This is a genomic window from Stenotrophomonas sp. S39 (genome assembly GCF_016624665.1).
Classification (GTDB): domain Bacteria; phylum Pseudomonadota; class Gammaproteobacteria; order Xanthomonadales; family Xanthomonadaceae; genus Stenotrophomonas.
This window is the reverse complement of the sequence record NZ_JACVTT010000066.1, coordinates 1-26745: the sequence shown is the minus strand read 5'-3', so window position 1 is coordinate 26745 and position 26745 is coordinate 1. Positions and strand designations below refer to the sequence as shown.

General features: G+C 68.5%; 24 protein-coding genes. 10 read left to right on the top strand and 14 right to left on the bottom strand.

The genetic code is table 11. The features are described from left to right. Nucleotides 1–259: 259 nt before the first annotated feature. The 3 genes from IAE41_RS15950 to IAE41_RS15940 all read right to left on the bottom strand — a co-directional run bounded on the left by IAE41_RS15950 (nt 260) and on the right by IAE41_RS15940 (nt 2840). The gene (locus tag IAE41_RS15950; protein WP_200733777.1) at nt 260–1420 is read right to left on the bottom strand and encodes an MFS transporter; all 1161 of its coding nucleotides are present in this window, start codon (nt 1418–1420) and stop codon (nt 260–262) included. A gap of 241 nt (nt 1421–1661) precedes the next feature. Beyond that, entirely contained in the window at nt 1662–2411 is a 750-nt protein-coding gene (locus tag IAE41_RS15945) for a TerC family protein (protein WP_079220673.1), read from the bottom strand. Nucleotides 2412–2444: 33 nt separating this feature from the next. Continuing rightward, nucleotides 2445–2840: a diacylglycerol kinase gene (locus tag IAE41_RS15940; protein WP_079220672.1), complete on the bottom strand. Its 396-nt coding sequence runs from the start codon at nt 2838–2840 to the stop codon at nt 2445–2447. 213 nt (nt 2841–3053) lie between these two features. On the opposite strand from IAE41_RS15940, the gene IAE41_RS15935 reads away from it, so the two are divergent. Continuing rightward, nucleotides 3054–3755 (top strand): SGNH/GDSL hydrolase family protein, encoded by a 702-nt coding sequence (locus tag IAE41_RS15935; RefSeq protein WP_079220671.1) that lies wholly within the window; start codon nt 3054–3056, stop codon nt 3753–3755. A gap of 167 nt (nt 3756–3922) precedes the next feature. Here the strand turns inward: IAE41_RS15935 and IAE41_RS15930 are convergent, their stop codons facing one another. The 3 genes from IAE41_RS15930 to IAE41_RS15920 form a co-directional block, all read right to left on the bottom strand. Further along, nucleotides 3923–5194, bottom strand: coding sequence for a HAMP domain-containing sensor histidine kinase (locus tag IAE41_RS15930; protein WP_200733776.1), 1272 nt, complete (start codon nt 5192–5194; stop codon nt 3923–3925). Nucleotides 5195–5344: 150 nt separating this feature from the next. Next, nucleotides 5345–6058 (bottom strand): response regulator transcription factor, encoded by a 714-nt coding sequence (locus IAE41_RS15925; protein WP_002811889.1) that lies wholly within the window; start codon nt 6056–6058, stop codon nt 5345–5347. Between the two features lie 87 nt (nt 6059–6145). After that, the gene (locus IAE41_RS15920; protein ID WP_200733775.1) at nt 6146–6790 is read right to left on the bottom strand and encodes an arylesterase; all 645 of its coding nucleotides are present in this window, start codon (nt 6788–6790) and stop codon (nt 6146–6148) included. Nucleotides 6791–6865: 75 nt separating this feature from the next. Between IAE41_RS15920 and IAE41_RS15915 the strand changes: the two genes are divergently transcribed. The 3 genes from IAE41_RS15915 (at nt 6866) to IAE41_RS15905 (ending at nt 10448) form a co-directional block, all read left to right on the top strand. Continuing rightward, on the top strand, nt 6866–7513 hold the full coding sequence (locus IAE41_RS15915) for an ATP-binding cassette domain-containing protein (RefSeq protein WP_200733779.1): 648 nt from the start codon (nt 6866–6868) through the stop codon (nt 7511–7513). Continuing rightward, nucleotides 7510–10026 (top strand): FtsX-like permease family protein, encoded by a 2517-nt coding sequence (locus IAE41_RS15910; protein ID WP_108758812.1) that lies wholly within the window; start codon nt 7510–7512, stop codon nt 10024–10026. The genes IAE41_RS15915 and IAE41_RS15910 overlap by 4 nt, the downstream gene beginning before the upstream one ends. A gap of 68 nt (nt 10027–10094) precedes the next feature. Beyond that, nucleotides 10095–10448 (top strand): DMT family protein, encoded by a 354-nt coding sequence (locus tag IAE41_RS15905; RefSeq protein ID WP_079220666.1) that lies wholly within the window; start codon nt 10095–10097, stop codon nt 10446–10448. A gap of 151 nt (nt 10449–10599) precedes the next feature. Here the strand turns inward: IAE41_RS15905 and IAE41_RS15900 are convergent, their stop codons facing one another. From IAE41_RS15900 to IAE41_RS15880, 5 genes are all read right to left on the bottom strand, one after another. Then, nucleotides 10600–11526, bottom strand: a complete 927-nt coding sequence (locus tag IAE41_RS15900; protein ID WP_200733774.1) for a DUF6607 family protein — start codon at nt 11524–11526, stop codon at nt 10600–10602. Between the two features lie 71 nt (nt 11527–11597). After that, nucleotides 11598–12200: a Hemin transport protein gene (locus IAE41_RS15895; protein ID WP_200733773.1), complete on the bottom strand. Its 603-nt coding sequence runs from the start codon at nt 12198–12200 to the stop codon at nt 11598–11600. Between the two features lie 5 nt (nt 12201–12205). Then, on the bottom strand, nt 12206–14392 hold the full coding sequence (locus IAE41_RS15890) for a TonB-dependent hemoglobin/transferrin/lactoferrin family receptor (protein ID WP_295515366.1): 2187 nt from the start codon (nt 14390–14392) through the stop codon (nt 12206–12208). A gap of 149 nt (nt 14393–14541) precedes the next feature. Continuing rightward, entirely contained in the window at nt 14542–14736 is a 195-nt protein-coding gene (locus IAE41_RS15885; RefSeq protein WP_005412278.1) for a hemin uptake protein HemP, read from the bottom strand. 167 nt (nt 14737–14903) lie between these two features. Further along, nucleotides 14904–15875, bottom strand: coding sequence for an aldo/keto reductase (locus IAE41_RS15880; protein WP_108747763.1), 972 nt, complete (start codon nt 15873–15875; stop codon nt 14904–14906). Nucleotides 15876–16066: 191 nt separating this feature from the next. Here IAE41_RS15880 and IAE41_RS15875 point away from each other — a divergent pair, with 191 nt between their 5' ends. The 4 genes from IAE41_RS15875 (at nt 16067) to IAE41_RS15860 (ending at nt 20674) form a co-directional block, all read left to right on the top strand. Further along, entirely contained in the window at nt 16067–17365 is a 1299-nt protein-coding gene (locus IAE41_RS15875; RefSeq protein WP_200733772.1) for a nucleoside transporter C-terminal domain-containing protein, read from the top strand. 25 nt (nt 17366–17390) lie between these two features. Further along, the gene (locus tag IAE41_RS15870) at nt 17391–18347 is read left to right on the top strand and encodes a ribokinase (protein ID WP_200733771.1); all 957 of its coding nucleotides are present in this window, start codon (nt 17391–17393) and stop codon (nt 18345–18347) included. A 328-nt stretch (nt 18348–18675) separates the two neighbouring features. Next, nucleotides 18676–19671, top strand: coding sequence for a tRNA dihydrouridine synthase DusB (gene dusB / locus IAE41_RS15865; protein WP_200733770.1), 996 nt, complete (start codon nt 18676–18678; stop codon nt 19669–19671). A gap of 175 nt (nt 19672–19846) precedes the next feature. Further along, the gene (locus IAE41_RS15860) at nt 19847–20674 is read left to right on the top strand and encodes a class I SAM-dependent methyltransferase (protein WP_108764083.1); all 828 of its coding nucleotides are present in this window, start codon (nt 19847–19849) and stop codon (nt 20672–20674) included. 25 nt (nt 20675–20699) lie between these two features. Here the strand turns inward: IAE41_RS15860 and IAE41_RS15855 are convergent, their stop codons facing one another. The 3 genes from IAE41_RS15855 to IAE41_RS15845 all read right to left on the bottom strand — a co-directional run bounded on the left by IAE41_RS15855 (nt 20700) and on the right by IAE41_RS15845 (nt 24508). After that, nucleotides 20700–21755 (bottom strand): metal-dependent hydrolase, encoded by a 1056-nt coding sequence (locus IAE41_RS15855; protein WP_200733769.1) that lies wholly within the window; start codon nt 21753–21755, stop codon nt 20700–20702. A gap of 246 nt (nt 21756–22001) precedes the next feature. Further along, the gene (locus tag IAE41_RS15850) at nt 22002–22802 is read right to left on the bottom strand and encodes a UDP-2,3-diacylglucosamine diphosphatase (protein WP_108758808.1); all 801 of its coding nucleotides are present in this window, start codon (nt 22800–22802) and stop codon (nt 22002–22004) included. Next, nucleotides 22799–24508 carry a lysophospholipid acyltransferase family protein gene (locus tag IAE41_RS15845; RefSeq protein ID WP_200733768.1) on the bottom strand — a complete coding sequence of 570 codons (1710 nt, stop codon included), beginning with the start codon at nt 24506–24508 and terminating at the stop codon, nt 22799–22801. The genes IAE41_RS15850 and IAE41_RS15845 overlap by 4 nt, the downstream gene beginning before the upstream one ends. A gap of 326 nt (nt 24509–24834) precedes the next feature. Here IAE41_RS15845 and metK point away from each other — a divergent pair, with 326 nt between their 5' ends. Together metK and IAE41_RS15835 are read left to right on the top strand one after the other, a co-directional pair. Beyond that, on the top strand, nt 24835–26046 hold the full coding sequence (gene metK, locus IAE41_RS15840; RefSeq protein ID WP_079220656.1) for a methionine adenosyltransferase: 1212 nt from the start codon (nt 24835–24837) through the stop codon (nt 26044–26046). Nucleotides 26047–26182: 136 nt separating this feature from the next. Continuing rightward, the gene (locus tag IAE41_RS15835; RefSeq protein WP_108758805.1) at nt 26183–26686 is read left to right on the top strand and encodes an acyl-CoA thioesterase; all 504 of its coding nucleotides are present in this window, start codon (nt 26183–26185) and stop codon (nt 26684–26686) included. The last annotated feature ends 59 nt before the right edge of the window (nt 26687–26745 follow it).

The window sequence follows — 26745 nt, the reverse complement described above, 5'->3', positions numbered from 1 at the left end:
ATTTTAATCCCCCCCGCCCCCCCCCCCCCGGGGGCCCCACCCACCAACAGCCGCAGGAATCTGTCAGAGGTGGGGCGGTGTGGGCTTGCAGGACCGCAGGCGCCATGGATGGCGCCTACGAGCCCCCATGGACGGGTTTACGGCGTGTCCTGCAAGCCCACACCGCCCCGCCCAGCCAGCAGAAAACCAGCACCGCTTTTGACGTTGACGTTGATTCTGCGGGTGCAGGGCTGCAAGCCCTGCCGGAACCCCACACCCCTCAGCAGGCCTCAGCCACCGGCGCGCGCGTCCGCCCCAGCCACGCCAGCAGCAACCCCGACGCCGCCAGCAGACCACCGGCCACCGGAATCGCCGCATAGCCCAGCCCCGCGCTGATCACCGCGCCACCCAGCGCCGCACCCACCGCATTGCCCAGGTTGAACGCACCCACGTTGATCGACGACGCCAGGCCCGGTGCCTCGGTCGCCGCCTGCATCACCCGGATCTGCAGCGGCGGCACGATGGCGAAGGTCGCCGCACCGAACAGCAGTACACCCAGTGCCGCAGTGGCGTGATGCATGAAGGCCAGCGGCAGCACGAACATCAGCACGGCCAGCGCCGCCAGCAGGATGCGGGTGGCGCCATCCAGCGACCAGTCGGCCAAGCGCCCACCGATGCCGTTGCCGACGGTGAAGCCGATACCGATCAGCGCCAGCGACATCGCGATGAACGCATTGGATGCACCCGTCAGCTCGGTCAGCACCGGCGCCACGTAGGTGTAGAGCGTGAACATGGCGCCAGCACCCAGCACCGTGGTCGCCATCGCCAGCAGCACCTGCGGCTGCAGGATCGCCTTCAGCTCACGGCGCACGTCCGGCCGCGCGCCCGGCGCCGAGGCCGGCAGGGCCAGGGCAAGCGCGGTGATCGCCACCACGCCCAGCACCGCGGTGCCGGCAAACGCCAGGCGCCAGCCCAGTTGCTGGCCGACCCAGGTAGCCAGCGGCACGCCGCCGATGTTGGCGATGGTCAGGCCCATGAACATGGTCGCCACCGCAGCCGCCTGCTTTTCCTTCGGCACCAGGCTGGCCGCCACCACCGCACCGATGCCGAAGAAGGCACCGTGGTTGAGGCTGGTGACCAGGCGCGACAGCAACAGCAGGCCATAGTTGGGTGCCAGCGCGGACAGCAGGTTGCCGACGATGAAGATCGACATCAGCAGCATCAGCGCGGTACGCCGCGAGAAGCGGCCCATCAGCAGGGTCATGATCGGCGCGCCGACCATCACGCCCACGGCGTACGCGGTGATCAGCATGCCGGCGGTGGGGATGCTGACACCCACGCCACTGGCGATGACGGGCAGCAGGCCCATCGGGGTGAACTCGGTGGTGCCGATGCCGAAGGCACCGACGGCCAGCGCAAGCAGGGCGGCTCTGGAATTCATGGGGGTTCCTGTGGGGAGGAAACGGGAAGCTGCGTAGCCTGCGCGCTTTGCCGCCGCCGATTAAGCCTCGCCGCGGGAAAACAGTGTTGACCCCGGTTCACAGGTGGTGGCCGCATTCCGCCGGGCACGGCCCGGCGCTACCAGACCCCACCACGAACGGTAGCGCCGGGCCACGCCCGGCGAGCGCGGCGGCCCCACAACGCAGAACCCCCGGCAGTGCCGGGGGTAATGGGTGGATCGTTTACCAGTTGCCGGCGCCCGGCACGTGGTGGTCGCGTGCGCGGCGGCGCATCAGCAGGTTCAGCCACTCCACCAGCACCGAGAAGCCCATCGCGGCGTAGATGTAGGGCTTGGGCACGTGCACGTCCAGGCCGTCCAGGATCAGCACCGCGCCGATCAGCAGGATGAAGGCCAGGGCCAGCATCTTCACCGTCGGGTTGGCATCGATGAAGCGGCCCAGCGGGTTGGCGGCCAGCAGCATCACCAGCACCGACAGCAGGATGGCGGCGACCATCACCGGGATGTGGTCGGCGATGCCGACGGCGGTGATCACCGAATCCAGCGAGAACACGATGTCGATGACCGCGATCTGCGCGATGACGTAGCCGAACACGGCCGAGGCCTTGGTGGTGGTGGGGTCTTCATCCTCGCCACCAGTGATCAGCTCCTTGATCTCCATATAGCCCTTGATGATCAGGAACAGGCCACCGACGATCAGCACCAGGTCGCGGATGGAGATGCCCATGCCGGCCACGGTGAACAGGTTGGCGGCCATGTGCGCCAGATAGGCCAGCGATACCAGCAGGCCGATGCGGGTGATGCAGGCCACGGCGATGCCGAGCTTGCGGGCGAACGGGCGGCGCTCTTCCGGCAGCTTGCTGACGGCGATGGAGATGAACACCAGGTTGTCGATGCCGAGCACGATTTCCAGGGCGCTGAGGGTAAACAGGGTTACCCAGGCATTGGGGTCGGCGAGGAACTCAAAGGACATGGAAACTCTTCAGGACAGTGGGGGAATGGGGGTTCAGGCGTAAGCGCCGGCCAGCAGGTGGGGCACCACGACCAGCGCCCAGCACAGCAGCACGTTCATCATCAGCACGAAGACGGCCGCCGAGCCCATGTCCTTGGCGCGGCCGGCCAGCTCGTGGATCTCGGCGCCGTAGCGCTCGATGACCGCTTCGATGGCCGAGTTGGCCAGTTCCATCGCCAGCACCAGCAGCATCGAGCCGATCATCAGCGCGCGCTCGACCGGGGTCTGGCCCAGCCACAGCGCCAGCGGGGTCAGCAGCACCAGCAGGTAGACCTCCAGCCGGAACGAGGACTCGTGCAGCCAGGCAGCACGCAGGCCCTGCCAGGACCAGCGGGCGGCCTGGAAGATGCGGCGCGGGCCGCGGGGCATGTGGCCGAACTGATCAGCCACGGATGGAACATCCAGCAACAGGGGCGCGGCGCAGCGACCGCTCAGACGCACGGCAGGCAATCATGGGTGCACAGGAATGGGCAGACAGCCCCCATTTTGCCACAAGGGCGGCGGCGGCACCCCGCGCGGGCCGGCCAACGACCCGCCATCGGCAAGCGCAGCACCGCGGCGAACTCCTATGATAGGTGTCCCCTGCCCTTGCTGGAGCCCCTGATGTCCGTCGCCCGTACCTGCCTGCTGTCGCTTGGATTGCTGACCCTGGCCCCGCTGGCCCAGGCGTTGAGCCCGCCGGCCCCGCCACGCGTACCCGAACAGGTGTCCAACGTGGCCTGGGAAGGCGACATGGCCAGCTTCCTCAAGGCCGACCAGAGCAACCCGCCGCCGCGCGGTGGCATCGAGTTCATCGGCAGTTCCTCGATCCGCTTCTGGGAGAGCCTGGCCCAGGACTTCCCCGGCCAGCCGGTATTCAACCGTGGCTTCGGCGGTTCGGAAGTGCGCGACAGCACCTGGTATGCCGGCCAGGTCGTGGTGCCGTATGCGCCGTGCAAGGTGTTCTTCTATGCCGGCGACAACGACCTCAACAGCGGCCGCAGCGCGACCCAGGTCCGCGATGACGTGGTGGCCTTCGTGCAGCGCGTGCATCGCGACCTGCCGAAGACCAAGGTGGAATACCTGTCGATCAAGCCCAGCCCGTCGCGCGCGCACCTGCTGCCGGCGATCAACCAGGCCAACGCGATGATCAAGGCCGCCCTGGCCAAGCTGCCCAACACCGGCTACACCGACATCTACACCCCGATGCTGGGTGCCGATGGCCAGCCGGATGCGAAGCTGTTCCGCGAGGACATGCTGCACATGACCCCGGCCGGCTACGCGATCTGGACCAAGGCGGTGGCGCCGAAGGTGAAGTGCGATTGAGCAGGGCGTGACCCGGGATTCATCCACGCATGGCGTGGATCTACTGGTAGCGCCAGGCCATGCCCGGCGGCGCAGGGTTTCCGCGCCGAACCGGCATGGGGTCAGAGCCCGGTGCGTGGCAACGGGATCCGACCCCGGTAGCGCCGGGCCATGCCCGGCGTCGTGGGTCAGCGGAAGATGACCGTCGCTTCGGTGCCCTTGCCCGGCTCGCTGGCCAGGGCGACCTTCCAGCCGAAGCGGTCGCACAGCCGGCGCACGATCGACAGGCCCAGGCCGGTGCCCTGCGGGCGATCCGGCTCGGCGCGATAGAACGGCTCGAACGCGCGGGCCAGCGCCTCGGCCGACATGCCGATGCCGGTATCCCGCACCACCACCCGGTCAGGCTCGACCTGCACGTCGATGCGGCCTTCGTCGGTGTAGTTGCAGGCGTTGCGCACCAGGTTGCTGACCACCACCTGCAGCACGCGCGGCGGGGCATGCAGCTGCACCGGGCCGGCACTGTGCAGGTGTACCGCCACCGGGCGGTTGGCCAGCAGTTCGTTGGCGTTGTCCACCTCGTAGCGGACGATGTCGTTGACATCGAACAGCTCGATCTGCGGTTCGATGTCGGCCTCACGGGCCAGGATCAGGAACGCATCGATCACCGCTTCCATGTCCCGCCCGGCGCGCTGGATGCGCTGCAGGCTGCGGCGCAGGCGCGGTTCCAGGCTGTCATCGCCCAGCGCCATGTCGCTGGCCACGCGGATCACGGTGAGCGGCGTGCGCAGCTCGTGGCTGGCATCGCGGGTGAAGTTGCGTTCGCGGGCCACGTGGTCGGTGACCCGGTTGGCCAGTGAATGCAGCGCGGCCGCCAGCTGGCGGGTCTCGCCCTGCATGTCAGCGGGCAGCTTGTCCGGCTCCAGGTCGGCTGCTTCGGGGTGGCCGGGGTCCCAACGCGACACGCGGCGCGCCAGCCAGTTCACCGGCGACACCAGCCGCTTGGACGCGCGGTAGGTCACCCAACTGGCGCCATACACCGCCAGCAGGGTCAGCAGCACCGGCACGATGCCGAACCAGAAGGCCAGCATTTCCGCGCGCGAGCGCAGGAACACCAGGTACAGGCGGCCTTCGGCCCGGGCATCGACCAGCACCAGCTGGTCATCGTCGGGCAGTTCGTGGAAACCGGGTTCAAGCGTGCGCAGGTTGGCCGGCAGCGACAGGCTGGAGCGCCCGCGCTCGAGCAGGTAGCCACGGATGTTCTGGGTGTTGGGCGGCGGCTGCGCGGGCGAGGCCTCGTGCAGCGTCCAGTAGTAGGCCGCCTCTTCGCGCAGGGCGGCGCCCACCAGGCTGTGCTTGATCACCAGCGAGACCAGCCAGGCACCGAGCAGGATGCCCACGCTGGCCAGCACTGCCTGCAGGATGAAAGCGATACGGATCTTGCGCGGCAGGCCGTGCGGCATTGCGGGGTCCCGGTTGAAGCGCTGCGATTATAGGCAGCGCGACGTGCCGGCGACGTGCACGGGGGATGACCCCGCGTGCGGCCGACGGCCCGTTCCCTGCCCCGCGACCCGGCCGGAGCCGGGGCGGGCCTGTTCCTGCGCCGGCACCCTTCAGGCCATCGGCTGGGCGATGTCGGCGATGCGGTAACCGGCACTCTGCACGGTGTGCAGCAGCGGACGGTCGAACGGCTTGTCGATGATCTTGCGCAGGTTGTACAGGTGGCTGCGCAGGGTGTCCGAATCCGGCAGCCCGTTGCCCCAGATCTCGCGCTCGATTTCCTGGCGGGTGACCACGCGGGGCGATTCCCGCATCAGGATGGTCAGCAGGCGCAGGCCGATGGGCGAGAGCTGCAGTTCGGTACCGGCGCGGGTGGCCCGCATGCTGACCGGATCGAGCACCAGGTCGGCGACCTTGAGCACTTCCGAACCCACCTGGCGACGTTCGCGGCGGATCAGCGCGCGCAGGCGGGCTTCCAGTTCCTGGATGGCGAACGGCTTGGTCAGGTAGTCATCGGCACCAAAACCCAGGCCGGTGAGCTTGTCGTCCAGCGTATCGCGCGCGGTCAGCATCAGCACCGGGGTCGACTTGCGTGCATCGTTGCGCAGGCGGCGGCACACTTCGATGCCATCCAGGCGCGGCAGCATCAGGTCCAGCACGACCACGTCGTAGCTGTTTTCAGCCGCCAGACGGTAGCCGTCCAGGCCATCCTGCGCATAGTCCACCTCGAAGCCACGGCCTTCCAGGTATTCGCCGATCATCTCGGAGATGTTGCGGTTGTCCTCGACCACCAGCACCAAGCCGGAAGTCTCCTTCGTCTGACGCATGTGAGTCCCTCTTTCTTCAGCTTTGTGAAACATGCCCGATCGACGGTGGACGCGATGTGAAGTTCCGTCAAGACGCTGAAAAAAGATTCACAGCAGCGGCTTGAGCAGCGGCCAGACGTTGTCCAGCACCTTCGGCTGGGCCTGCGCGGTGGGGTGCAGGCCGTCGGCCTGCATCAGCCCCGGCTGCAGGGCCACGCCTTCCAGCAGGAACGGCAGCAGCGGCACCTGGTACCTGTCGGCCAGCGCGCGGTAGGCGGCGGCCAGGCGCTGGCGGTAGGCCGGGCCGTAGTTGGGCGGCACGTCGATGCCCAGCAGCAGCACCTTGGCCCCGGCGGCGCGGCTGGCCAGCAGCATCTTTTCCAGGTTGCCCTGCACCTGCGCCGGGGTCAGCCCACGCAGCGCGTCGTTGCCGCCCAAGGCAATGACCACCACGGTCGGCTTCTCCCTGGCCAGCAGGCCCGGCAGGCGGGTCAGCGCGCCAGCGGTGGTTTCCCCGCTCATGCTGGCGTTGACGATGCGCGGCGGGGTTTTCGACTGCTGCCTGACCCGCTTGTCCAGCAGGCTGACCCAGCCCGCGTCGGTCGGGATATTGTGGGCAGCACTGAGGCTGTCGCCGAGCACCAGCACCGTGCCGGCCGGACCTTTGGCACACGCCAGCCCGGACCACAGCAGCAACCCTAGCAGCAGCACCATCATCGTGCCGGCTTGCCGGCTCCACCCTGTAATGCGCATTGGAGTCTCCTCATCGACAGCCTGTCCCCCCGCAGCGCGTCCGTCGCCATCGCCGTCGACCAGGTCGGCAAATCCGTGCATGGCCCGGAGGGTGAAGTCCACATACTGGACAACATCACCCTCACGGTACATGAAGGCACCAGCGTGGCGATTGTCGGGGCCTCCGGTTCCGGCAAGACCACCCTGCTCGGCCTGCTGGCCGGGCTGGACCTGCCCAGCCGAGGTGGCATCACCCTGGCCGGGCAGTCGCTGGGCACGCTGGACGAGGAAGCCCGGGCGCAGCTGCGTGCGCGCGAAGTGGGCTTCGTGTTCCAGAGCTTCCACCTGCTGCCGGCGCTGACGGCGGCCGAAAACGTCGCACTGCCGCTGGAACTGGCCGGCCGCGAGGACCGCGCGCGGGTCGATGAAGTGCTGGCCCAGGTCGGCCTGTCGCACCGTGCCCGCCATTACCCACGGCAGCTGTCCGGTGGCGAACAGCAGCGCGTCGCCCTGGCCCGCGCCTTCGTCACCCGCCCGCGCATCCTGTTCGCCGATGAACCCACCGGTTCGCTGGACCAGGCCACCGGCCAGCACATCAGCGACCTGCTGTTCGAACTCAATGCCGGCAGCGGCACCACCCTGGTGCTGGTCACCCACGACCTGCGCCTGGCGCAGCGCTGCCAGTACATCCATCGCATCGACAATGGCCGCCTGCAGGCGGTCGAGTACGGGGCACAGGCATGAACCTGCTGCGGCACGCCTGGCGCGCGCTGCGCCGCGAAGCCCTGGCCGGTGACCTGCTGACGGTGTTCGCCGCACTGGTGCTGGGCGTGGCGGTGATGACCGCCGTGGGCACGCTCGTGAACCGGGTCAACCTGGCCCTGACCGGCAGCGCGGCCGAGATGCTGGGCGGCGACCTCGGCGTGGCCGGGCGCAGCGATCCGCCCGCGGTCTTCGCCGAGGAAGCGCAGCGGCGCGGGCTGGCGCACACGCGCATAGCCGGCTTCGGCAGCGTGCTGTTCAACGGCGATGCCAGCCAGATGGCCAGCATCAAGGCAGTGCAGGCCGGCTATCCGCTGCGCGGCACGCTGCGGGTGCGGGCCACGCCGGGCGGCGCGCTGATCGCCGATGCCGGCATGCCGCCGCAGGGCCAGACCTATGCCGACCCGCGCCTGTTGCAGGCACTGGGGCTGAAGGTGGGTGATGCGCTGGAATTCGGTGCGGGCACGCTGCGCGTGGCCGGCATCATCGAGGCCGAGCCGGACACCGGCGGCGACCTGCTGACCCTGTCCCCCACCCTGCTGGTGAACCGGGCCGACGTGGACGGCACCGGCCTGCTCGGGCCCGGCAGCCGCATCAACTACCGGTTGATGGTGGCCGGTGCGCCCGCCCAGGTGGCCGCATACCGGCAGTGGCTGCTGCCACAGGTGAAGGGCATGCGCCTGCTGAGCGTGGACGACACCCAGCGTGGCGTGCGCCAGGCGTTTGATCTGGCCGGCCGCTTCCTCGGCCTCAGCGCGCTGCTGGCGGTGCTGCTGGCCGGCGTGGCTACGGCGCTGGCGGCCAACCGCTTTGCCCTGCGCCGCATCGACCAGGTGGCGATCCTGCGCTGCCTGGGCGCGCGCCAGCGCGACATCCTGGCCGGCCTGGCGCTGCAGCTGCTGATGCTGGCGGTGCCGGCCTGCGTGCTCGGCATCGGCCTGGGCATGGCCGCGCAGGAAGGCCTGGTGCAGGTGCTGGGCAGCCTGGTGCCGCAGCGCCTGCCGCTGCCCGAGGCCACCCCTGCGCTGACCGGCGCGGGCATCGGCCTGCTGCTGTTGTTCGGCTTCGGCCTGCCGCCGCTGCTGCGCCTGCGCGGGGTGCCGCCGATGCGCGTGCTCAACCGCTCCTTCGCCGCCCTGCCGCCAGCCTCGCTGCTGGCCTACGTGGCCGCGCTGGGGGCCAGCCTGCTGCTGGCGGTGCAGGTCACCGGCGATCTGAAGCTGGCCCTGTGGGTGCTGGGCGGCCTGGCGGCGCTGGCGCTGGCCGCCGGCGTGGTCGGCTTCCTGCTGCTGCAGCTGCTGCGCGGCCTGCAGCACCGCCTGCATGGCAACTGGCGGCTGGGCCTGGCCGCGCTGACCCGGCGGCGGATGCTGGCGGTGATGCAGCTGGTGGGCCTGTCGCTGTCGCTGTGCGCGCTGCTGCTGCTGGCCGTGACCGGCCCCGGCCTGCTGCAGCAGTGGCGCGAACGCCTGCCGGAGAACACGCCCAACTACTTCCTGATCAACATCCAGCCCGAACAGCGCGACGGTGTGCTGGCCGCGCTGCAGGGGCTGGGCGCGGCCGATGCCAGCGTTGAACCGATGGCCACCGGCCGCCTGATCGCGATCAACGGCAAGCCGCCGCTGCGCGTGGACCGCACGCCGGAACAGAACGGCACGCCGGCACAGGGCGAAGCCCAGCGCGACGATGATGACGAGAACCGGCCGTTGAACTTCAGCTGGCGCAGCACCTTCCCGCCGGCCAACACGCTGGTCAACGGCACGTTCTGGAAGGCCGACAGCACCGCGCCGGAAGCCTCGGTGGAGATCGGCTGGGCCAAGCGCTACGGCGTGTATCCCGGCGACCGCATCACCATTGCCGTGGGCGAGCAGGAACGCGAGTTCACCGTGACCAGCGTGCGCAAGGCGGACTGGAACACCTTCCGCCCGAACTTCTTCGTGCTGCTCAATCCCAACGCGGTGGGCGATACGCCGCACAACCTGCTGTCGGCGTTCCATCTGCCGGCGGGCAAGGCGGCGGGCCTGGGTGCGCTGGTGCGCGAGCAACCCAACCTGTCGCTGCTGGATGTGGACGCGGTGATCTCGCAGGTGCGCGAGGTGATGAACCGCGTCGCGCAGGCGGTGCAGCTGGTGATGGTGTTCAGCCTGCTGGCCGGCGTGCTGGTGCTGCTGGCCGCGCTGCAGGCCACGGCCGGCGAGCGCCGCTACGACAGCGCGGTGCTGCGCACGCTGGGGGCCACCCGGCGGCAGCTGCGCGGTGCGGTGCTGGTGGAGTTCGGCGCGCTGGGGGCGCTGGCCGCGCTGCTGGCCGTGGGTGCGGCCGCCGGCATCGGCGTGGCGGTGTCGCAGAAGGTGTTCGAACTGCCGCTGCTGCCGCCCTGGCCTGGGCTGCTGTTGGGTGGGCTGGTCGGCATCGGCCTGAGCCTGCTGGCCGGCTGGTGGGGCACGCGGGCGATCCTGCACACCCCGCCGGCGCTGGCCCTGCGCGAGGCCTGACGCCGCCGTGACACGCTGCGGGTGGGGCCGGCTGTATGCTGCGCGCCCCACCTGATGAGATCGCCCGGATGCCCGGCACGTCGTTCGCCGCTTACCTGTACCCGGTGTTGCTGCTGCTCGGCAGCAACATCTTCATGACCTTCGCCTGGTACGGCCACCTGAAGTACAAGAGCGCGCCGCTGATGATGGTCATCATGGTCAGCTGGGGCATCGCTTTCTTCGAGTACTGCCTGCAGGTGCCGGGCAACCGGCTGGGCAGCGCGGTGTATTCGGCGCCGCAGCTGAAAGGCATGCAGGAAGTGATCACCCTGGTGGTGTTTGCGGTGTTCTCCGCGTTCTACCTGGGCCAGCCGCTGAAGTGGAACCACTACGCCGCGTTCGGGCTGATCGTGCTGGCGGCGTTCCTGATGTTCAAGGAATAAGCGCATCCACGCGTGGCGTGGATCTACTGACGGATGACGGCATCCACGCATGGCGCGGATCTACTGACGCCCGGTTCCGGTAGATCCACGCCATGCGTGGATGCAGCCCCGGTAGATACACGTCGTGCGTGGATGCGGTTACGGCCCGACGTTACCGGGCCTTTTCCACGTACTTGGCGAACACTTCGTCGATCTGCTTGTCCTTCACCTTCTTGCCCGACTGGATGTCGTCGGCCTGGGTGAACAGCGGGATGATCATCGCCATGCCATCCAGCTTGGTCTTCAGGTGCACGCCCGGGGCCTGGGTCAGGAAGCCGTCCCAGCGCTGGCGTACCTTGGCCCAGTAGCCAGCGGTCGCCTTCCAGTAGTCGCGCGCCGGGGTGAAGTCGACCTCGGTGGTCTTGATGTAGTCGTTGAAGCCGAACTCGCGGGCGATCTCCACCTGGCTGCCATCGGCGTTGCGCTGCACCTTGGTGTTGAACTGTTCGTGGGTCCAGCCGTTCGGCGTGAGCGTGTGGCGGTTGACCACGGCCAGCGCGTTGTAGTCGCTGCGCTTGGTGTACTCGCGGCGCGGCAGGGGGCGCCAGCTGATGTCGCTGGTCCAGGTCGGCACGTTGTTGTCGTAGGTCCAGGTGCCGGTGCCGCAGTAGCGCGGGGCGTCGCTCACTTCGTAGACGCACTGGGTCCAGGCGCCCGTGTTGGTGGCCGCTGCGATCGTGCGTACCTGCCAGGTCTGGTCGGCGCTGAACTCGAACCGGTTGGGGGCTTCATACACCCAGTCCTGGCGCCAGTGCTTGGTCACGTGGCCACTCTTGGCGTCCACCAGCAGGTGCTGCAGGACAACGCGGCGCGGGCTGTCTTCAACCACGATCACCACTTCGTTGCCGGCACTGCGCATGGCCGGCGCACGCTCGTAGCCCGGCTTCAGCAGCACGGTTTCGTCGAAGGCGAAATCCACGGTGTACTCGCCCTGCATGGCCAGGATGCTGGCGTGGTCACGGGCGATATCGGAGGGCTGCGCGCTGGCTGCACCGCTTGCGGCGATCAGCACCATCACGCTGGCTGTCTGCAACTTCATCTGGAATTCCTTCGGGGTGTCACGTTCGAGGGGTGGCCATCCGTGGCCGCATTCGATCCTTCAGGTTCGGGTTACAGGCGCACCAGCGGCAGCTCGCCCGGAATGCGGGGTGCGGGCCTGCGCGCGGCATCGGCGCAGCAGCAGTCATCGATGGACAGCTCGCCCTCGGCACCTTCCAGCCGCGCGATGCGGCGCGCCGTCGCGGCGCCCAGCGAGGACAGCGTGGACAGGCTGGCGGCCAGGGTGCGGCCTTCATCGGCGGCATGCAGGCGCAGCGCGCACAGGCGCCAACGCTGGCCCCCCAGGTGGCCGGCCAGGCGCCGCCACAGGCGCTCGCCGACACTGCCTTCGGCATCATGTTCCCGGCCCGGCGGCAGCGACGCCACCAGCCGGTCCCACGCCAGAAAATCGCTGTCCGGCAGCAGGTACAGGCGCCATACGCAGCGGCCGCGGCCGTCGAGGAAACACAGGCTTTCGCGCACCCCTTCACTGTCCACGCCCTGGCAGGCGTGCACCGAAACGGCCTGGCGCCAACCGCCCAGTTCGCTGCTGTCAGCGTGGTACAGGCACAGCACGGTGCCCAGCGCGGCCAGCTGCGCCGGCGTGGGCCAGGCCTGCAGCGCGTGGTGCGGCAGGAAGGACGACAGGCGACGTGCAGACAGGGCTCGGCTCATGGGATTCACCAGGAAACGGCAAGGCTGGCCGACAGGGTGCGGCCGGGGCTGGTATAGCGGTCCAGGACGGTGCTGCTGGCCGACAGGGTCGAGCCCACGTTGGACCAGTCGATGTAGCGTTTGTCACCCAGGTTGAACACACCGACGTTGACGGTGGCCCCCGGCGCGAAGTTCCAGTGCGCCATCAGGTCGGCCACGCCGTAGCCGGCCGGGCGGTAGGCGGTGGCGGTTGCAAGGCGGTCCTTGCGCTTGACGAAGGTGCCGGCCAGTTCGACGCCCCAGGTGTCGGTGTCGTACATCAGGCCGACGGTGCCGCGCAGCGGGTCGATGGAATCCAGCGGCGTGTCTTCGGTCTTGTTGTCACCGCGCGACCAGGCCACCGCACTGCGCAGTGCCCAGCCCTGCAGCGCCGGGCTGACCTGGCCGAAATCCACGCCGGCCTTCAGTTCGGCACCGTAGATGCGCGCGTCGGCGATGTTGCGCGACTGGAACACCATCAGGCCCTGGTCGTTGGTGCCGACCAGCGACTGCGACTCGATGAAATCCTTGTAATCGTTGTAGTAGCCGCTGAGGCTGACATACGCCACCGGCGCGACGAACCGCAGGCCCAGCTCCACGCCATCACTGGTTTCCGGCTTGAGGTCCGGGTTCGGAATGGCGGTGTAGCCGAACGCGAAGTTGGTGAAGCCGAGATTGACGTCGTTGTACGGCGGCGAGCGGAAGCCGCGCGAATAGCCGGCAAACAGCGACCACGCATCGGTGAAGCGGTAGACCAGGCCGAACTTCGGCGACACGCTGGTCTTGCTCAGCTTGGACACGGGCACGCCGGGATTGTCTTCGGCGAAGATGCTGTCCACTTCCGGCTTCAGTTCGTAGCGGTCCACGCGCACGCCGGGCACCAGCGAGAGCCTGCCGTCGGCCAGGCGCATTTCATCCTGCGCGTACAGGCCCAGCTCGGTGGTCTTGCTGATCGGGAAATCGCGTACCGGGAATACATCCGGCAGCAGCGTGCTGGTGACCTGGCCGTTGGCCAGCATCTGGTAGCCGTCGCGCTTCTGGCGGATGTCGGTGCGCGCGCCGTCGAAGCCGTAGGTCAACGCGTGTTCGACGCTGCCCGTGCTGAACGCCTTGTTGAACTGCGCCTGCAGGCCCCACGCACGCTGGTCGAAGTTGAACTCGCGATGACGGCGGCTGCGGTTGGCGCGGCCTTCATCGGTGATCTGGGTGGTTTCGCTGTGCTGGGTGTACAGCTGCCAATGCAGGCTGTCGGCGAAGCCCTTGTCCAGCGCATCCATTTCATGGGCGAAGGACACCCGCGTGCGGTTCTGCGTGTCGCGCGCCTTCATGCTGGTGGTGGTGGTGTGGTCGATGGAAGAGAACACGTTGGTATCGGTGTTGTCTTCGTTGCCTTCCACGGTCAGCCGGAAACGCTGGTCTTCGCTGGGCGCATACACCAGCTTGGCCAGGCCGCTGCGACCGTCGCGATCCTGCGGGTTGGCGGCGGTGCGGGTGTTGTCGAGGCTGCGGATATCGCCCTGGTTGCCGGTTTCCTGGCCTTGGCGATGGTTGATGTTGACCATGCCGCTCCAGTGTTCGCCGCCCCAGGCACCGGTGACGCCACCCAGCAGGCCTTTCCACTCGCCGTCATAGCCGAACTTCAGGCCGGCGTAGCTGTCCTTGCCGTCCTTCAGATAGTCGGCCGGGTCCTTGGTGACGAAGGCCACCACGCCGCCGAGGGCGTCCGAGCCGTACAGGGAACTGGCCGGCCCGCGCACGATCTCCACGCGCTTGAGCGTGTCCAGATCGGTGAAGTTGCGGTTGGCGTTGGAGAACGAGCCGATGTTGAAGCTGGTCGGCATGGCGATGCCATCGGTCTGGATGCGCACGCGGTTGCCGTCCAGGCCACGGATGCGGATGCTGCCCAGGCCGAAGCGGGTGGCGCTGCGGCCGGCCGACAGACCGGGTTCGTAGCGGATCAGGTCCTTGATGTCGTGCACCAGCTGCCGGTCCATCTGCTCGCGGTCGATCACATCGACGGTGGCGGCCACGTCGCTGACCGCACGTTCGGTGCGGGTGGCGGTGACCTGCACCCGATCAAATTCGCGCGCTTCGGGCGCGGCATCGGCAGCAGCATGGGCGGACAGCGGCAAGGCCATCCACAGGGCAACGGACAGGGCAGTCGGGCGGGTCATCGGCGGTGATCGATCAGGCAGGGGGAGCCCCCGGCCACCGGCACGCCAGGCGTGCACGGACAGCCGAGGGGGAGAGAGCGGGAGCGGACGGGTCGCCCACCCTGCCGACGCTGCCGGGAGGAGGGAGGGAGGCGGGCGACCAGACCGCGTTACTTGGTCAGGATCAGCTTGTCGTTGCTGGTGTGGCGCAGCCGGTAGAAACGGTCGCCGTGCTGGATCAGGATTTCGCGGCGGCCCTTCAGCAGGGCTTCGCTGTCGATCACTTCTTCCGGCGGAACGACACGCACCGGGCGGTCGCGCAGGGTCAGCGTTTCGGGGCGCAGCAGTACAGGTTGAGCATTCATGAGCATCTGGACTCGTGCGAGGGACGATTTAGATGATAATGATTCTCAGTTGACAATCAACAACCATTCTCACTTCCATTGATGGGATTTATGATCGAATTCACGATTTCGATAGATCACATCAATTGAAGGCGCGGATCGACGGACCGATCCGCGCGCCGTGGCGGTCAGGCGAAGACCGCTTCCACCCGCGCCCAGCCGGCATCGTCCACCTGCTGCAGCACATCCAGCGCCTGCAGGTTCTGCAGCAGCTGGCTGACCCGGCTGGCGCCGAGGATCACGCTGGAGACGTTGGGATTGCGCAGGCACCAGGCGATGGCGAGGCTGGCCGGGGCATGGCCCAGCTCGGCGGCGACCTCGCTGAAGCGGCGCACCTGGGCCAGGCGCACGGCTGCGTTCTGGCCCAGCACCAGGTCCTGCAGCCAGCCCATGCCCTCGCGGCCAAGCCGTGCGTCGGCCGGAATGCCCTGGTCGTACTTGCCACTGAGCAGGCCCGAGGCCAGCGGCGAGAAAATGGTGGTGCCCAGCCCGGCGCTGGCGTACAGCGGGGCGTATTCCACTTCCACCCGCTCGCGGTGCAGCAGGTTGTACTGCGGCTGTTCCATCGACGGTGCCTGCCAGTTGTGGCGGGCGGCGATGTCCACCGCTTCCTCGATCTGCGTGGCCGACCACTCGGAGGTGCCCCAGTAGAGCACCTTGCCCTGCCGGACCAGGGTGTCCATGGCATGCACGGTTTCGGCGATCGGCGCGTCCGGATCCGGGCGGTGGCAGTAATAAAGGTCCAGGTAGTCCACGCGCAGGCGCTTGAGCGCGGCATGGCAGGCGTCGGTCACATGCTTGCGCGACAGGCCGCGCTGGGTCGGGCGCGGGTCCTTGGCGCTGCCGAAGAACACCTTGCTGGACACGCAGTAGCCGTCGCGCGGCAGGCGCAGGTCGGCAATCACATCGCCCATCACCTGCTCGGCGCGGCCGTTGGCATAGCCCTCGGCGTTGTCGAAGAAGTTGATGCCGTGATCCCAGGCGGCAGCGATCAGGTTGCGGGCCTCGTCACGCGGCACCTGGTCGCCGAAGGTCACCCAGGCACCGAAGGACAGGGCGGACACCGGCAGGCCGGTAGAGCCGAGGCGACGATAGAGCATGCGATTCTCCTGTTGCAGGCCCGCATACGGGCCGGGATCGAACCCCATTCTACCCGGCCCCGGCGGCGGCAACCCCTTGCCGTTGCTGGCTTGTTCGCTGCCGATGGGCCCGCGCACGCTGCTTTTCCTTGCCCCAGCCCCGGCCCTGCACTAGGCTTCCCGTTTTTCGCGCGCCCCCGGGGGGAGCTCTCATGGTCGAAGGTTTGGGCAGGATCGGCTTCGGCCTTTTCGGGTTGGCGGTGCTGATCGGCATCACCTGGCTGTTTTCCAATAACAAGCGCGCGGTGGACTGGAAGCTGGTCATCACCGGCATCACCCTGCAGATCGCCTTCGCGGCGCTGGTGATCCTGGTGCCCGGCGGGCGCGACGTGTTCGATGCCCTGGGCAAGGGCTTCGTCAAGATCCTCAGCTTCGTCAACGAGGGCTCGGGCTTCATCTTCGGCTCGTTGATGGACACCCAGAACTACGGCTTCATCTTCGCCTTCCAGGTGCTGCCGACCATCATCTTCTTCTCGGCGCTGATGGGCGTGATGTACCACCTGAACGTCATGCAGGGCATCGTCCGCGTGATGGCGTGGTCGATCACCAAGGTGATGCGCGTGTCGGGTGCGGAAACCACCAGCGTCTGCGCCAGCGTCTTCATCGGCCAGACCGAGGCGCCGCTGACCGTGCGCCCGTACATCGCCAGGATGACCCAGTCCGAGCTGCTGACCATGATGATCGGCGGCATGGCCCACATCGCCGGCGGCGTGCTGGCGGCCTACGTGGGCATGCTGGGCGGCGGTGACCCGGTACAGCAGGCCTTCTATGCCAAGCACCTGCTGGCGGCCAGCATCATGGCGGCCCCGGCCACCCTGGTCGTGGCCAAGCTGCTGATCCCGGAAACCGGCACCCCGCTCACCCGCGGCACCGTGAAGATGGAAGTGGAGAAGACCTCCAGCAACATCATCGACGCGGCTGCGGCCGGCGCCGGTGACGGCCTGAAGCTGGCGCTGAACATCGGCGCGATGCTGCTGGCCTTCATCGCCCTGATCGCCCTGCTGAATGCCCCGCTGACCTGGATCGGTGATGTCACCGGCCTGGCCGCCGCCATCGGCAAGCCGACCAACCTGTCGACCATCTTCGGCTATGTGCTGGCCCCGATCGCCTGGGTCATCGGCACCCCGTGGGCCGATGCCACCACCGTCGGTTCGCTGATCGGCCAGAAGGTCGTCATCAACGAATTCGTGGCCTACACCGAGCTGTCGCAGATCGTGAACGGCCAGGTCGCCGGCGTGTCGCTGTCCGACGAAGGCCGCCTGATCGCGACCTACGCCCTGTGCGGCTTCGCCAACTTCAGCTCGATCGCCATCCAGATCGGCGGCATCGGTGGCCTGGCCCCGGAACGTCGCCACGACCTGGCCAAGTTCGGCCTGCGCGCCGTGCTGGGCGGTACCATTGCCACCTTCATGACGGCCACCATCGCCGGCGTGCTGACGCACTTCAGTTGAACCCTTGTTTGAGAAGACATCCCCTATGAGCAGCAGTGTCGTTGTCGTCGGTTCCTTCAATGTCGATCACGTGTGGCGGTGCGAAGCGCTGCCGGCGCCGGGCGCGACCATTGCCGGCCGCTACAGCACCGGCCCGGGTGGCAAGGGCTTCAACCAGGCCGTGGCCGCCTGCCGCGCCGGCGCCGAGACGACGTTCGTGTGCGCGCTGGGCGATGACGCCGGTGGCGCGACGGCACGTGACCTGGCCGCGCAGGACGGCTTCGCGCTGATCGCCGAGGCCAGCAGCGAGCCGACCGGCACCGCCGGCATCTACGTCGATGCCCGTGGCCGCAACACCATCGTCATCGGCCCGGGCGCCAACGCCGCGCTGAGCACCGGCTTCCTGGAGCAGCAGCAGGCCCTGCTGGCCGGTGCCAAGGTGGTGCTGGTGCAGCTGGAATCGCCGGTGCAGACGATTGAAGCGGCCCTGGCAGCAGCGCGCGAAGCCGGTGTCACCACCGTGCTGAACGCCGCCCCGGCCGACGCGCCGTCCAGCATCGGCCTGCTGAAGCTGGCCGATGTGCTGACCCCGAACGAGACCGAGTTCGCCTCCCTGCTCGGCCGCCATGTCGGTGAGCGCGTGGATGCCGACGACGTGGCCGCGCTGGACGGCGCCAGCCTGCACGCGCTGTGCCGCAAGCTGGTCGGCAACGGCACCGTGGTGGTGACCCTGGGTGCGGTGGGCGTGTTCGTTTCGCACGCCGAGGAGAACCTGCGTGGCGACACCCAGCCGTACTACCGCGTGGGTGCCGAACAGGTACAGGCGATCGACACCACCGGTGCCGGTGATGCCTTCAACGGCGCTCTGGCCGCCTCGATCGCCCAGGTGCCGGACGCGCCGTTCGCCCGCCACGTGCGTTTCGCCAACCAGTTCGCCGGCCGTTCCACCGAGAAGGAAGGCGCCGCTGCGGCGATGCCGCGCTTCACCCCGGCCGACACGTAGATCCACGCCATGCGTGGATGAGAAGCCCGGGCATGCAGATGCCCGGGCTTTTTTGTACCCGGCAACACGGCCCCATCCACGCATGGCGTGGATCTACCGGTTGCGTGGGCCGCGCCATCCGCGCGTGCTCGGAGGGGTAGATCCACGCCATGCGTGGATGGGGCATTTCCACCCGACCCAGCCGCCCACCATGACCCGGCCGTGGGGGCGGCGGAACCGACCATCAAGCATCTGCTGATGCCGGTGTGGCATGAGGTCGGTCCGGATTGGCCTGAACAGGGCCGCCGCTGGCGGCGCGACGGCCGGTCCTGCGGCCTACAATGGGCACATGCAGATCGGCCCGTACACCATTGCCCCCAACGTCGTGCTGGCCCCCATGGCCGGCGTCACCGACAAGCCCTTCCGCCTGCTGTGCAAACGGCTGGGTGCGGGTCTGGCCGCCTCGGAAATGACCATCAGCGACCCGCGCTTCTGGACCACGCGCAAGTCGATCCACCGCATGGACCACGAGGGCGAGCCGGCGCCGATCAGCGTGCAGATTGCCGGCACCGAGCCGCAGCAGCTGGCCGAGGCGGCGCGCTACAACGTCGACCACGGCGCGCAGATCATCGACATCAACATGGGCTGCCCGGCCAAGAAGGTGTGCAACGCCTGGGCCGGTTCGGCGCTGATGCGCGACGAGCAGCTGGTGGCGCGCATCCTTGAAGCCGTGGTCAACGCGGTGGACGTACCGGTCACGCTGAAGATCCGCACCGGCTGGGACTGCGACCACCGCAACGGGCCGGTGATCGCGCGCATCGCCGAGGACAGCGGCATCGCCGCGCTGGCCGTGCACGGCCGGACCCGCGACCAGCATTACACCGGCCAGGCCGAGTACGCCACGATCGGCGAGATCAAGGCCGCGCTGCGCATCCCGGTCATCGCCAACGGCGATATCGATTCGCCGCAGAAGGCCGCGTATGTGTTGCAGCAGACCGGCGTGGACGCGGTGATGATCGGCCGTTCCGCGCAGGGCCGGCCGTGGATCTTCCGCGAGGTGGCGCACTACCTGGCCACCGGCCAGGAACTGCCGCCGCCGTCGCTGCAGGAAGTGCGCGACATCCTGCTGGGCCACCTGCACGCGCTGCATGCCTTCTATGGTGAACCGCAGGGCGTGCGCATCGCCCGCAAGCACCTGGGCTGGTACGCCAAGGACCGCCCGGAAAACGCTGCCTTCCGCGCGGTGGTCAACCGCGCCGAGGACCCGGCCAGCCAGATCGCGCTGACCAGCGAGTACTTCAACCGCCTGATCGCCGGGGAACCGGCGATGCCTTCGGCCGCCTGACCGGCCGGCCACCTCGTAACCTGCCCGACTGCCTTGATCCGTAGAGTCGAGCTTGCTCGACTGCTCCACACCGTAGAGTCGAGCTTGCTCGACTGGCCTCCCCGAGCAGTCGAGCAAGCTCGACTCTACGCACCCTTCCCATCGATCCTGCTCGACGCCCCAAGAGTCCGCCACCATGACGCCGCCGATCTCTTCCCCGACCTACCTGCACGGCTTTTCCGGTACCGAGCAGCAGCGCTTGATGACCCAGGCACGCCTGCTGGAATCGAGCATCTTCAGCCAGATCGACTACACCGGTGCGCGCCACCTGCTGGAAGTCGGCAGCGGCGTCGGCGCGCAGACCGAGATCCTGCTGCGCCGCTTCCCCGAGCTGCACGTGACCGGCGTGGACCTGAGCGAGGCGCAGCTGGCCACCGCGCGCGAGAACCTGGCGCGCACCCCGTGGTGCAGCGACCGCTACACCCTGCAGCAGGCCGATGCCGGCGAACTGCCGTTCGAGGCCCGCAGCTTCGATTCGGCGTTCCTGTGCTGGGTGCTGGAACACGTGCCCTCCCCCGCCCGCGTACTGAGCGAAGTGCGCCGCGTGCTGGCCCCGGGTTCGCCGGTCTACATCACCGAGGTGATGAACGCCTCGTTCCTGCTGGACCCGTACTCGCCGCACATCTGGCGCTACTGGATGGCCTTCAATGATTTCCAGCACGACCACGGTGGCGACCCGTTCGTCGGCGCCAAGCTGGGCAACCTGCTGCTGGCCGGTGGCTTCCGCGACGTGCATACCGAAATCAAGACCATCCACCTGGACAACCGCGAACCGGCACGCCGCAAGACCATGATCGCGTTCTGGGAGCAGCTGCTGCTGTCGGCCGCCGACCAGCTGCTGCAGGCCGGCGCCGTGGACGAGGAAACCGTGGAGGGCATGCGCCGCGAGTTCCGCCTGGTGCAGAACGATCCGAACGCGGTGTTCTTCTATTCGTTCGTGCAGGGCCGCGCGACGGTGTATTGAGGCGCGGCCCGCGCGCGGCGCGGGTTCACGGATCGATGTGCAGGGTCGCTGTCGGCGGTGCCTGCCAGATCCGCTGCCACATCGCGGCCAGCCGCTGCCCGGCGTCGGCGCGTGCGGCAGGGCTGCTGTAGTCCATGCGCTGCTGCTGCGGCACGATCGCCCGCCACTGCCCGTCCACCTGCTCGGCCACTGCGAAATTGAAGGTGTAGTCCGGTTCCAGGCCCATGCGCAGGTCGCTCAGCACCAGCTGGCCATCCACCACCTGCGCACGCATGAAGCCGCGGTTGAACCACTGCAACCGCTGCACCGCCGGGATCGCAGAGGCTTCCCGCAGCGCCTGCACGTTGGACGGGTAGCCTTCAAACCGCATCGACCCCTGGTCGGCCACCAGCGAACGGTCACCCACCACGTAACCACTGGGGGTCATCGCCACCACCCGCCACAGCAGCGTGTTGAACGGCATCGGCACCGAGAAGCGCGGTGCATCGCCCAGGCCCATGGCGGCCAGGCTCTGCTGCGCGGCGCGGTCGACCTGTGCCTTGGCCACCAGGCCCCAGCCCAGGTAGGCGGTGCTGACCAGCAGCGATACCCCGAGCACCTTGCCCGCCCACGGCCGCGCACGCGCGAACCAGGCCACCACGCAGCCCAGCAGCAGCCACACGGTGTAGGCCGGGTCGATGATGAAGACGCTGGAGCCCATCGTCGGATGCGGCCGCAGCGGCCACCACAGCTGGGTGCCGTAGACGGTGAACGCGTCCAGCAGCGGATGGGTGACCAGCGCCAGCTGGATGGCCCAGAACCAGCGGACCGGCGCCTGCGCCACGCGGCCGTTGCCGAAGCGCTTGAACAGCCACCAGATCAGTGCCGCCACCCACGGCAGCACCAGCAGCGAATGGCTGAAGCTGCGGTGGTCGACCATGTTGGCGACCGGGTCGGCCGCGGCGAAGCCCAGCCACAGGGCATCGAGGTCGGGCAGCGTGCCGAGCGCGGCACCGGCCAGCAGGGCCGCGCGGCGGTGGCCGGGCGGAGCGATGGCGGCAGCGACGGCACCACCGAGAACGATCTGGGTCAACGAGTCCATGGGCCGATGCTAGCGCGACGGCCGGGCGTTTGTGCGCCATTCCTGTCCGGTAGTGTCGACGGTCAGGGGCGCTTCTGTAGAGCCGAGCCCACGCTCGGCTTGCGCGCGCAGCGCGGCAGGGTCGTCGGTAGAGTCGACTGTCAGTCTACTGCCGTGCGCAGCGCGAGGCATCCAAAGAGCAGTCGAGCAACGCTCGACTCTACAAGAGCAAGCCGGGCATGGGCCCGGCTCTACAGAAAGCAGGCGCTACGCCGCCTGCGCCATGCGCGCGCCGGGCAGTTCCACCAGGGTCTGGCCGTGGTGGTCCAGCAGCCGCAGCGCGCCGTCGTGGTCTTCGGCCAGGGCGGTCAGGCTTTCCACCCAGTCGCCATCGTTGGCATAGACCAGGCCATCGCGCTCGACCAGCGCCGCGCGATGGATGTGGCCGCAGATGATGCCGTCCAGCCCACGCCGGCGCACGTCCTCCAGGCCGGCCTGGACGAAGCGTTCGATGTAGCGCTCGGCGGCGCCGCTGCGCTTCTTCAGGAACTCGGACAGCGACCAGTAGCGCATGCCCAGCCGGCGCCGCACCGCGTTCAACGCCTGGTTTCCGGTGAGGATGCGGTAGTACAGCCAGTCGCCGAAGCGTTCCTGCAGGCCACCGAAGTGGGTCACGCCATCGTAGTCGTCGCCGTGCGCCACCAGCAGCCGGCGCCCGTCCGCCGTCACGTGGATGGCACGGCGGCGTACCTGCATCGCCGGCAGCATCAGCCCGCAGACATGGCGCAGCGAGGCATCGTGGTTGCCGGGAATGTAGATGATCTCGGTGCCAGCGCGACGCAGTGCATGCAGCGCCTGGATGACCTCGCTGTGCGAGGCGCGCCAGTTGGCGCGGCGGTGCGCCATCCACCACAGGTCGATGATGTCGCCCACCAGGTACAGGCGCTCGCAGCGCAGCTGGCCGAGGAAGGTGGCCAGCTCGGCCGCATGGCAATGGCGCGACCCGAGGTGCACATCGGAGACGAACACTGCGCGCCGGTGCGGCGACAGGTTCGCCAGCGCGCTCATGCCGGCATCCCCGCGTCGCGCAGGTAGCGTTTGCGCTTGTGCGGCCGGATCGCCTGCAGGTCCACTTCGATCAGGCCGTCGATCGAATCGCTGAAATCCGGGTCGACGCCAAAGGCGAGGAAGCGCGCGCCACCGGGTTCGCACAGGTCGGTGTACTGCCGGTACAGCGTCGGCACGCCGGTGCCGAGCGCGGCCAGGTTGGCCTTCAGCACGTCGAAGGCGGCGCCGGCATCGAGTTCGCCGAAGCTGGGCGGTGCGGCGAAGTACTGGAACGGCTGGTTGGATTCGACCAGACCGCTGCGACCACCGTAGTAGCGCTGGTAATAAGCCACCAGCTGCTCGCGCGCCTCACGCGGCAGCGCGGCGCTGATCGACACCGCACCGAACAGGTAGCGGATGCCCGGCTGGCACTGCAGGTAGGCGCCGATGCCCTGCCACAGGTAATCCAGGCTGCGGCTGCCCCAGTAATCGGGCACTACGAAGCTGCGGCCCAGTTCCAGGCCTTCGGCGATGCGGGTGATGGCATCGTCGGAATAGCGGAACAGCGAGGCGCTGTAGAGCCCGGCCAGGCCGCGGCGGGCCAGTGCCTGCGCGCCGCGCATGATGCGGTAGGCACCGGCGATGCGCTGTGCGCTGCCGTCCCAGATGACGATGTGCTGGTACTGCAGGTCGTAGTCGTCCAGGTCGCGGCTGCGGCCAGTGCCCTCGCCCACCTGGCGGAAGGTCAGCTCGCGCAGCCGGCCCAGTTCGCGCAGCAGGGCCGAATCGGCCGTGCAGCTGGCCAGCAGGATCTGCTTGCCGTCGCCGGTCTGGCCCAGCACGGTGGCCATGGCGATATCGGCGGCCACCTGCGCCGGCGGCACCGGGGCGGCCAGCGGCTCGGGGCCGGCCGGCACGCTGTCGGTGCTGCTGTCGGCGGGGCCCAGCGCGTACAGCGCCCGGCGCACGGCCAGCAGCTGCGCGCCGGGGTCGCCCTGGCCCAGCTGCATCGGCTGGCCGATGCGCAGGCGCAGCGGGCGCCCACGGCGGGCAAACATCTCACGGGCCAGCAGGGCGGTGCCGGCCGGCTTGAACAGGGTCGAGGCGCCGTAGAACAGCGCCGAGTTGCGTGCCTCCACCCGCACCGGCAGCACCGGTGCAGCGGCCCCGCGGGCGAAACGCACGAAGCCGCGCTGCCAGCGCCCATCGCGGATGCCCTGCAGCGACAGCCGGGATACCTCGCCGGCCGGGAACACGATGACGCACTGCTCGGCGTCCAGCGCCTGTTCCACCGCGTGCAGGCTGCCACGCTGGACCTTGCCGCCGAGGATGCGCACCGGCAGCAGCAGATCCTGCAGGGGGCCGATGGCGCCCAGCAGATCGTTGGCGACGATGCGGACGTCGCGCCGCACCCGGCCGACCGCGTCCAGCAGGGCCAGTGCGTCCAGCGCACCGGAGGGATGGTTGGCCACGATCAGCAGGCGGCCGCTGGCCGGGATACGGGCCAGATCCCGCGCATCGACCTGGTAGTCGCTTTCGAGGAACTCCAGCCCGGCGGCGACGAAATCGAAGCCGCGCAGGTTGGCGCTGCGCTGCAGGAAGGCTTCCACCCGGTCCAGCCGCGACCAGCGGCCGACGCTGCGCAACAGGGGCCGCGCCAGCCGCCCACGGGGGCCGTGGAACCAATCGGGGAAACGTTGCTGCAAGCGCTGCTCGAGTTCCTGCATGGCGTGGTCACTGATGCCCGGCGGCCGGATTGGCCGAGAGCCTGCGCCCGCCACGCGGCAGGCAGATGGCGGTTTGGCGGCAGAACGATGACGGCCCCGGCCGGGCGCCCGGATGGGCCCGCCAGGGCCCGGCGCCCGCCCGGCAATGGTCACGCCAGTGGAACACTGCCTGCGCACCATGGCCCCCGGGGGCCCGCCAGGCCTTGTCGCGGTGGGCACAACACCTTAACCACCGGCAACCCATACGGGTTCACAATGCACAGGCGGCGCACCCCGTGTATGATGCGCGCCCATCTTTCCATCCGAATCAAGGGATATACCGCCTGATGTCCAGCTATCTCTTCACCTCCGAGTCGGTCTCCGAAGGCCATCCGGACAAGGTTGCCGACCAGATCTCCGATGCGGTGCTGGACGCGATCCTGACCCAGGACCAGCGTGCCCGCGTGGCCTGCGAGACCATGGTCAAGACCGGTGTTGCCATCGTGGCCGGTGAAATCACCACCAGCGCCTGGATCGACCTGGAAGCGCTGACCCGCAAGGTCATCACGGACATCGGCTACGACAGCTCCGACGTCGGCTTCGACGGCGCCACCTGCGGCGTGCTGAACCTGATCGGCAAGCAGTCGCCGCACATCGCCCAGGGCGTGGACCGCAAGAAGCCGGAAGAAATGGGCGCTGGCGACCAGGGCCTGATGTTCGGCTACGCCACCAACGAGACCGACAGCTTCATGCCGGCCGCGATCCACCTGTCGCACCGCCTGGTGGAACAGCAGGCCAAGATCCGCAAGAAGCGCAACTCGCCGCTGTCCTGGCTGCGCCCGGACGCCAAGAGCCAGGTCACCCTGCGCTATGAAAACGGCGTGGTCTCGGCCATCGACGCCGTGGTCCTGTCCACCCAGCACGCCCCGGGCATCAAGCAGAAGGACCTCATCGAGGCTGTCCGCGAAGAGATCATCAAGCCGGTGCTGCCGGCCAAGTGGCTGCACAAGGGCACCAAGTTCCACATCAACCCGACCGGCAAGTTCGAGATCGGCGGCCCGGTGGGCGACTGCGGCCTGACCGGCCGCAAGATCATCGTCGACACCTACGGCGGCTGGGCCCGTCACGGTGGTGGCGCCTTCTCCGGCAAGGACCCGTCCAAGGTCGACCGTTCGGCTGCCTACGCTGCCCGCTACGTCGCCAAGAACGTGGTTGCCGCCGGCCTGGCCGACCGTTGCGAAGTGCAGGTTTCCTACGCCATCGGCGTGGCTGAGCCGACCTCGATCTCGGTCACCACCTTCGGCACCGGCAAGATCAGCGACGACAAGATCGAGAAGCTGATCCGCAAGCACTTCGACCTGCGCCCGTACGGCATCATCAAGATGCTGGACCTGGTCCACCCGATGTACCAGCAGACCGCGGCCTACGGCCACTTCGGCCGCAAGCCGAAGGAGTTCAGCTACCTCAACGGCGAAGGCGAGACCGTCAACGCCACGGCCTTCTCCTGGGAGAAGACCGACCGCGCCGCCGCCCTGCGCGCCGATGCGAAGCTGAAGTAAGACACACGAAGGGCCGCGCAAGCGGCCCTTCTGCTTTCTGGTAGAGCCGGCCGCTGGCCGGCTTTTTCATGGGCGGACGCCATCGCGTGGTTGCCGGCCAGCGGCCGGCACTACCGGTTGCCGATACAATCGGTGCATGTCGACCGAACTGAAAACCCACCAGCTGTCCATGACCGTGCTGATGTCGCCGGACATGGCCAATTTCTCCGGCAAGGTCCACGGTGGCGCCATCCTGCGCCTGCTCGACCAGGTTGCCTACGCCTGCGCCAGCCGCTACGCGGGCAGCTACGTGGTTACCCTGTCGGTGGACCAGGTGATGTTCCGCCAGCCCATCGCGGTGGGCGAGCTGGTCACCTTCCTGGCCTCGGTGAACTACACCGGCACCTCGTCGATGGAGATCGGCATCAAGGTGGTGGCCGAGGACATCCTCAAGCGCAGCGTGCGCCACGCCAACAGCTGCTTCTTCACCATGGTGGCCGTGGACGAGGAAGGCCGGCCGACGGCCGTGCCGCCGCTGCAGCCGGCCAGTTCGGATGAGAAACGCCGGCAGGCCGCCGCGCAGATCCGCCGCCAGCTGCGGCAGGAAATGGAACAGCGGCACCTGGAACTGCTGGCCTCGAACCCGCCGTCGCCGGAGTAGAGGGGGGGGGGGGGGGGGGGGGGGGGGGGGGGGGGGGAGGGGGAGGCAGACAAACAACC

Coding starts and splice junctions, on each gene's coding strand:
- IAE41_RS15950 (WP_200733777.1), bottom strand. CDS start 1,420: ATGAATTCCAGAGCCGCCCTGCTTGCGCTGGCCGTCGGTGCCTTCGGC.
- IAE41_RS15945 (WP_079220673.1), bottom strand. CDS start 2,411: ATGTCCTTTGAGTTCCTCGCCGACCCCAATGCCTGGGTAACCCTGTTT.
- IAE41_RS15935 (WP_079220671.1), top strand. CDS start 3,054: ATGTCCGTCGCCCGTACCTGCCTGCTGTCGCTTGGATTGCTGACCCTG.
- IAE41_RS15930 (WP_200733776.1), bottom strand. CDS start 5,194: ATGCCGCACGGCCTGCCGCGCAAGATCCGTATCGCTTTCATCCTGCAG.
- IAE41_RS15925 (WP_002811889.1), bottom strand. CDS start 6,058: ATGCGTCAGACGAAGGAGACTTCCGGCTTGGTGCTGGTGGTCGAGGAC.
- IAE41_RS15920 (WP_200733775.1), bottom strand. CDS start 6,790: ATGCGCATTACAGGGTGGAGCCGGCAAGCCGGCACGATGATGGTGCTG.
- IAE41_RS15910 (WP_108758812.1), top strand. CDS start 7,510: ATGAACCTGCTGCGGCACGCCTGGCGCGCGCTGCGCCGCGAAGCCCTG.
- IAE41_RS15905 (WP_079220666.1), top strand. CDS start 10,095: ATGCCCGGCACGTCGTTCGCCGCTTACCTGTACCCGGTGTTGCTGCTG.
- IAE41_RS15900 (WP_200733774.1), bottom strand. CDS start 11,526: ATGAAGTTGCAGACAGCCAGCGTGATGGTGCTGATCGCCGCAAGCGGT.
- IAE41_RS15895 (WP_200733773.1), bottom strand. CDS start 12,200: ATGAGCCGAGCCCTGTCTGCACGTCGCCTGTCGTCCTTCCTGCCGCAC.
- IAE41_RS15890 (WP_295515366.1), bottom strand. CDS start 14,392: ATGACCCGCCCGACTGCCCTGTCCGTTGCCCTGTGGATGGCCTTGCCG.
- IAE41_RS15885 (WP_005412278.1), bottom strand. CDS start 14,736: ATGAATGCTCAACCTGTACTGCTGCGCCCCGAAACGCTGACCCTGCGC.
- IAE41_RS15880 (WP_108747763.1), bottom strand. CDS start 15,875: ATGCTCTATCGTCGCCTCGGCTCTACCGGCCTGCCGGTGTCCGCCCTG.
- IAE41_RS15875 (WP_200733772.1), top strand. CDS start 16,067: ATGGTCGAAGGTTTGGGCAGGATCGGCTTCGGCCTTTTCGGGTTGGCG.
- IAE41_RS15870 (WP_200733771.1), top strand. CDS start 17,391: ATGAGCAGCAGTGTCGTTGTCGTCGGTTCCTTCAATGTCGATCACGTG.
- dusB (WP_200733770.1), top strand. CDS start 18,676: ATGCAGATCGGCCCGTACACCATTGCCCCCAACGTCGTGCTGGCCCCC.
- IAE41_RS15860 (WP_108764083.1), top strand. CDS start 19,847: ATGACGCCGCCGATCTCTTCCCCGACCTACCTGCACGGCTTTTCCGGT.
- IAE41_RS15855 (WP_200733769.1), bottom strand. CDS start 21,755: ATGGACTCGTTGACCCAGATCGTTCTCGGTGGTGCCGTCGCTGCCGCC.
- IAE41_RS15850 (WP_108758808.1), bottom strand. CDS start 22,802: ATGAGCGCGCTGGCGAACCTGTCGCCGCACCGGCGCGCAGTGTTCGTC.
- IAE41_RS15845 (WP_200733768.1), bottom strand. CDS start 24,508: ATGCAGGAACTCGAGCAGCGCTTGCAGCAACGTTTCCCCGATTGGTTC.
- metK (WP_079220656.1), top strand. CDS start 24,835: ATGTCCAGCTATCTCTTCACCTCCGAGTCGGTCTCCGAAGGCCATCCG.
- IAE41_RS15835 (WP_108758805.1), top strand. CDS start 26,183: ATGTCGACCGAACTGAAAACCCACCAGCTGTCCATGACCGTGCTGATG.